Genomic DNA, 6000 nt, shown 5'->3' with positions numbered 1-6000 from the left:
GGCTGCCGGGGAGCAGCATTGGTGAAACGCTTGCCATCGAACTGTGCGGATTGCGGATAACCCTTGATGGCACTGCGGGAGATGCCTGCACAATTCAACATTGATCTTTTCCTGACCGGATACGATGGCTCACAATACCGTATTTTAGTGAACCCTATATGGCATAACGGGCGGTCTGGTCATGAAATTCAACCTTCAGATGACTTTTCATTTCATGAGCGCTAAAGTCACTCTTTTGTTTGATTTTTCGAGGGAAAATGAAACCTTTATTTGTATACGGCACCTTGCAACCAGGTCATTCAAATGCGCATATTCTGGACAGTATCGGTGGAGAGTGGCTGCCCGGAACGGTCAACGGCATCTTCTATGAACGCGGCTGGGGCGCGGCAGCGGATTTTCCCGGCATTGTGCTGGACAACAATGCGGGCCTTGTCAAAGGCTCACTCTTCTTCTCAGAGCATCTGACCGCGCACTGGACAATGCTGGATGAGTTCGAGGAGGGTTATGATCGTGTTGATGTTGAAGTCACCACCCTCGAAGGAGAGAAAATCACAGCGTGGATTTATCAGTTACAGCCGCCACAGGCCTAATCTGCCCTGCTCTTTTCCAGCCTAAGCAAGCGCAACGCCCACGATACCTTGCGAAATGAGAATACATCTGGCTTCTGCGGCATAGGTATTCTCTGCGGTATGGGTTGCAGCACGCTCGCACTTAATAAGCCAGGCTAGAATGAATGCAAACCGTATCAAGGAGCATTCAGATGAGCAAACTCTGCACCGCCTGCAGTACTTCTTATGAAGATGATCCAGGCATCTCACATTGCAAAATTTGCGAAGACGAGCGGCAGTTTGTGCCTGTCAAAGGGCAGCAATGGCTGGCATTCTCGGCTCTGCGTGCCACACATCAAAATAAATGGCAGCAGCATCTAAAGGGATTATTCAGCCTGCAAACTGTCCCGAGTTTCGCCATCAACCAACGTGCTTTTTTACTGCAAAGCGCGCAGGGGAATATTCTCTGGGACTGCATTGCGAATCTGGATGACGCCACGGAATCATTGATACACGCACTCGGCGGTATTGATGCCATTGCCATTTCTCATCCCCATTACTACAGCACCATGCAAGACTGGGCTGCGGCATTTAATGCACCCATCTATTTGCATGAGGATGATCGGGAATGGATTATGCGCCAGAGCTCGCATATTCATCTCTGGCAAGGTGACGAATTGGATTTACTGCCCGATGTCACGATATTACGCCTGGGTGGGCATTTTAAAGGAGGCTGTGTACTGCACTGGTCGCAACATGATGGCGTGCTGTTGAGTGGTGATGTTGTGCAAGTGACACCCGGTGCAAATTCCGTGTCATTTATGTGGAGCTATCCCAACATGTTGCCGCTTTCTGCTGCTACGGTGAATACGCTCATTCACCGACTGGATAAGGTCACCTTCTCGCAGATTTATGGCGCTTTTGCCGGTCGGGAAATGACACAGCAGGCACAATCCATTGTCAGACAGGCAGCTGAACGTTATATCCGCTGCCTGCAATAATTAACCTGCCAGCCCGGTATTCACCCGTTTACCGATTTCTTTCAGCTGAGAATACTTTTCCAGCAAGGACGGGCCATCATCAAGGCTCATGGCAAACATCCATAAATAGGTCATGACCGAATAAATATGGCCTGCGCTCATACCGCCTTTTAACGCCATCACGCTGATCGTGATGCCAAACAGCAGTGCGGAGGCAATACCAATTGACAAATAGCCAATCGCTTCGCGGTCAGACAAGCGAATCCGCACTTGCGCCAGAAAGTGATAATGGCGATTAAGCTTCTGTTCGCCTGCGGTACTGACAAAACCCACTTCCCGCTCCAGTCGATCATTCATCCGCCCGATAAGCGATTCATTTTTTCGTGTGTAGCCCGGCAAGAATCCGGCAAACAGCAGCAAAACCGTTAAACACGCCAATCCGGCCCAGGGTTCAATGGTGAGTAACATCACCACGGCACCACACATCGAGGCCGCGGAGGTGATCAACATCGGAAGATGCGTTTCAAAAAAATCCACAAACTGGCGTGAAAGCGTCACCCTTGCCGCAATGGCGGAATGGCTGTGCGCCTCTTCACGCTGAGCGAGGATCACGGGCACTGCCAGACCGGCATAAATGCGTGCAAAAGTGCGGGTGTCCATGGTGCGGCGCGCTGCGCCAATCAACCACATAATCATCACTAAACCGGCATAAAACAGGCCGTGAAGTGCGTTGCCATGCATGATGGCGTTGATCGCGAAACCCGCCAGCAACGGGTAAAGCAGGTAAACCACATTTTCAGCGATCACCAGCATCATGGTTAGCAGTAATTTTTTCTTATTACGTTTCGCCAGCACTTTCAGTGTATTAAGGGCGCTGCGTGAGGCCCCGCTTGATATATTTTCAGGTATGATTTGCATTAGATTACGTTCAAATTGCCACTTTTGAGCGGTTGCTCAAAAATGGCAAAAGTGTATTTGAGCACTTGCTCAAAGTCAACGGCGGTGGTGATGAAAGAGACAACAGCAGAATTGCGTGAAAAGATTCTGGATACAGCGGTGGCACTGTTCATCGAAAAAGGTTTAGAGAATGTGAAAACCCGCGAACTGACGACACAGTTGGGGTTATCCCGTAGCCACATTTATCACTACTTTTCAGGCTGGGCGTCATTGAGTCTGGAGGCGTGCGCGCGCTTCGTACAAAAAGATCTTCAGGAATTTACGCAGCAAATTGGAATGCTGCCCTTCCATGAAAGACTGGAAGCCTTTATTGCCGATTATCTGCCGCTGGAACCGGATGCGGTATGGCAGCTTTACAGCTCACTTTGGCGAAAAGCCACTACGGAAGTCGACTATGCCGAACTGGCCACTCAGGTAACAAAGCAGTGGCATGCACTGATGACCGACATCATACGTGATGGGATAAATGCAGGTGTTTTTCGTCAGGCTGATGCAGAACAGGTAGCGCGTCAGCTCAGTGCTATGCTGAACGGCTATGCGGATTTACTCATTGTGGTGCAGGAAGCTGAAGCGCGGGAACAGGCAATCAGCGATCTGCATGCCTTTATTAAACTCGCGCTTTGAATAATAGAAATTTTTCGATTCAGGACGTGGTCACTGAACTGTCCGATTTGGCGACAAAATAGTTATCGTGTTTCTCAATCGTGACGCCGCGTTCACGCCAGTATGCTGCCATATTGAAAAACGCATCACTGGATAAATTGAAGCCAATAATAACTGAAGGGTGTTTACCGCTACTCAGAAACGAGTTTAACTGCTCCATATCCAACGCTTTACAGACTCCATCACCTTCTCCCGATCTATAACAAGATAATCTGCTTCAACAGATTATCTTGTAAGTCTCTTGATGCACAATGCAGTTATATTAATATTACAATCTGCAGAAAATCCGATGACGAGTGACTACCCACCTGCGAAAAACCCGCAGATTCTCTGATAAATGAGATCGATCTCAGCTTCAGAAAGTGCAATCTACACCCCAGGCATAACGAAAAGCTGTGAAATTTCTAAATGGTTTCATGATGGATATATCAGCAATGCGCAATGTCATTCACCGATATTAATTACTTTTTGCTATGTATAGGCGATTAATTGCACTGAGCAAATTTAAGGCGAACGCACCGTTCATGGATGTACAGACGTCCAGACGTATATTATAGTCCGTCTCCTACGTTACTCAGGGACTCGTACTATGAACAAATTACTCGTTACCACCCTTCTCGCCGCTGCAGTTTCACTGCTGAGCGCCTGCGACAACAACAAAGACAATGCCATCAAAGTCGCCATTAACACCGGTCCTGACGAAGCGCTCTGGCAGACCGTTAAACAGGTCGCTCATGATAAATATCATCTGGATGTCGATGTGGTGGCATTTAACGATTATGTACAACCGAACGAAGCCCTGTTCAATAAAGATGTCGATGCCAACGCCTTCCAGAGCCTGCCTTATCTGGAGATGCAGTCGAAAGAGCGTGGCTATAAGTTCGCCGTGGTCACCAACACGTTTGTGTTCCCGATTGCCGGCTATTCCCGCAAGATCAAAGCGCTCGATGCACTGCCAGATGGCGCGACCATCACCATCTCTAACGAAGCAACCACTCTCGGTCGCAGCCTGTTGCTGTTGCAAGCTCAGGGACTGATCAAAGTGAAACCCGAAGCGGGCTTGCTGCCAACCACGCTGGATATCACGGATAATCCGAAGAAACTTAAAATCGTTGAAGTGGATACCCCGCAACTGGCCCGTACTCTCGACGATCCGCAGGTGTATATCTCCATCATCAATAACAACTTTGCCGCGCTGGTTAACCTCTCCGCGTCGAAGGATGGCATGTTTATGGAAGGCAAAGCGTCGCCGTATGTGAATGCGATTGTGGCGCGCGAAGATAACAAAGACAGCGCAAATGTGCAGAAGCTAAAAGAGGCTTTCCAGTCGCAGGAAGTGCTGGATAAAGCTAACGAGATTTACAAAGGCGACATTATCAAGGGTTGGTAATAGCCGCTTAAAAGCCGCGCAACAGGCGTGTTGCGCGGCTTTTTATTACTTAAAATCCACTGCCATCAATTCAGCGATGGTTGAATCCTGTGTCGAGGTCACGCAGCGGTGCAGGTAATCAGTAAATTTCGAGGAGGGCGGCATGCCTAACTCCAGCAACTTCTCATTGCAGAACACCACGTTGAGTTTGGAGAAATGGCCGTAAAGATTCATGGCGCGCAACACAATCCGCTCATTGCACGGCCCAAATAACGACGCGAAGTTTTTCTTACTTTCGGCCAGCTCGCGATAATTCACTTTCTGATAACTCTCGCCCACGGGCACATTGCCTGAGGCTTTCGCCATCGCTTTATCAATCTCCGCGAAGGTGACACTGCTGTTGAGCCCCGCCGAAATGTGAATAATGCTTTTATCGACGTTTTCAGCGGTCAACAACAGCTCCAGCGCATCTGCACAATAATCCACAGGCACCACATCAATACGATCGTCCAGCTCACACATAAACTTACCCAATGTCAGTGCCATGCGGAACACCCAGAAAATACTCGGCGATGGCGTGCAGCCATGATCGGAATGGCCCACAACAATAGAGGGACGCGCAATAACCAGCGGCAGTTCGGGTAACATCTCGCTCATCATTTTTTCCACCGTGGCTTTACTCCAGGTGTACTCAACAATGTGCTGATCGCGCAGCGTATTCAGTTTGCTCTCGGTCACCAGGGTGTTAGCTTCCGGCGCACAAGACATTGCCGTTCCGACATGAATAAAGCGCTTAAGTCCGCTGACCTGATTCATACGACTGGCGAAGGTGAAAGTTCCTTCAACGTTAACTTTCCAGATGTAAGGATTCGCCCCAAACGAAGCCACAGCCGCACAGTTGAGCACATGTGTAACGCTATCCAGACGCGGGTCGGCAGTAAACCGCTCTGGTTCCGCGAGATCGCCAATAAGAATGTTATCTGTGGTCAGTGTATCCAACAGATTTTGTGCCACGCCAAATTTAGCCAGATTGGATTGCAACCGACTCAGTCCTTCGGTGGGTGAATCACCGCGCACCAGCAGTAACAGTCGATTATTCTCGCTTTTCTTCAATAAGTTAACCGTTACTGCTCCGCCTAAAAATCCGGTTGCGCCAGTAATTAAAATCGTATTCATAGTATTCAGCTATCAGTTGGTTTCTGGACGAAAACGGTCCATTGAGCGTGGCTTCGAATGTATGCCAGCGCAGATAAATGGCGGATAAATGCGATCTGCACAAGGTGAGGGAAAAAGCGGTCCAGTTAGCTTTCGTTTATCTCTGATAACCATCCGTCATTTTATTTCTCACCGTTCGTCTATTCTGAGATTAAAAAACCGCCGCGATATAAAAATGTCGTAAAAATTTCGCTGCCAGGCGTAAAAATGCAGGTCACAAAACCACCACCCGCTATTAACCGTTCGGGTAAACAGGTATGTTCGCCGT

General features: G+C 48.8%; 7 protein-coding genes. 4 read left to right on the top strand and 3 right to left on the bottom strand.

The genetic code is table 11. The features are described 5' to 3' along the window. Positions 1-257: 257 nt before the first annotated feature. Positions 258-590: a gamma-glutamylcyclotransferase family protein gene (locus tag RT340_RS04520; protein ID WP_034823962.1), complete on the top strand. Its 333-nt coding sequence runs from the start codon at positions 258-260 to the stop codon at positions 588-590. Between the two features lie 170 nt (positions 591-760). Further along, a complete protein-coding gene (locus tag RT340_RS04515; protein WP_313374425.1) occupies positions 761-1549 on the top strand; it encodes an MBL fold metallo-hydrolase in 789 nt (262 codons plus the stop codon). On the opposite strand, the gene RT340_RS04510 is transcribed toward RT340_RS04515, so the two are convergent. Then, entirely contained in the window at positions 1550-2446 is an 897-nt protein-coding gene (locus RT340_RS04510; RefSeq protein WP_097119168.1) for an ABC transporter six-transmembrane domain-containing protein, read from the bottom strand. Positions 2447-2536: 90 nt separating this feature from the next. Here RT340_RS04510 and RT340_RS04505 point away from each other — a divergent pair, with 90 nt between their 5' ends. After that, entirely contained in the window at positions 2537-3109 is a 573-nt protein-coding gene (locus tag RT340_RS04505; protein ID WP_313374422.1) for a TetR/AcrR family transcriptional regulator, read from the top strand. A 19-nt stretch (positions 3110-3128) separates the two neighbouring features. On the opposite strand, the gene RT340_RS04500 is transcribed toward RT340_RS04505, so the two are convergent. Then, entirely contained in the window at positions 3129-3308 is a 180-nt protein-coding gene (locus RT340_RS04500) for a hypothetical protein (RefSeq protein WP_313374420.1), read from the bottom strand. Between the two features lie 429 nt (positions 3309-3737). Between RT340_RS04500 and RT340_RS04495 the strand changes: the two genes are divergently transcribed. After that, positions 3738-4538, top strand: a complete 801-nt coding sequence (locus RT340_RS04495) for a MetQ/NlpA family ABC transporter substrate-binding protein (RefSeq protein WP_160833866.1) — start codon at positions 3738-3740, stop codon at positions 4536-4538. A 45-nt stretch (positions 4539-4583) separates the two neighbouring features. On the opposite strand, the gene RT340_RS04490 is transcribed toward RT340_RS04495, so the two are convergent. Continuing rightward, on the bottom strand, positions 4584-5693 hold the full coding sequence (locus tag RT340_RS04490; protein WP_313374417.1) for an SDR family oxidoreductase: 1110 nt from the start codon (positions 5691-5693) through the stop codon (positions 4584-4586). Between the last annotated feature and the right edge of the window lie 307 nt (positions 5694-6000).

It is taken from the genome of Pantoea sp. CTOTU50773, assembly GCF_032082325.1.
GTDB classification, from domain to species: domain Bacteria; phylum Pseudomonadota; class Gammaproteobacteria; order Enterobacterales; family Enterobacteriaceae; genus Pantoea; species Pantoea communis.
This window is presented reverse-complemented; position numbering and strand designations above follow the sequence as displayed.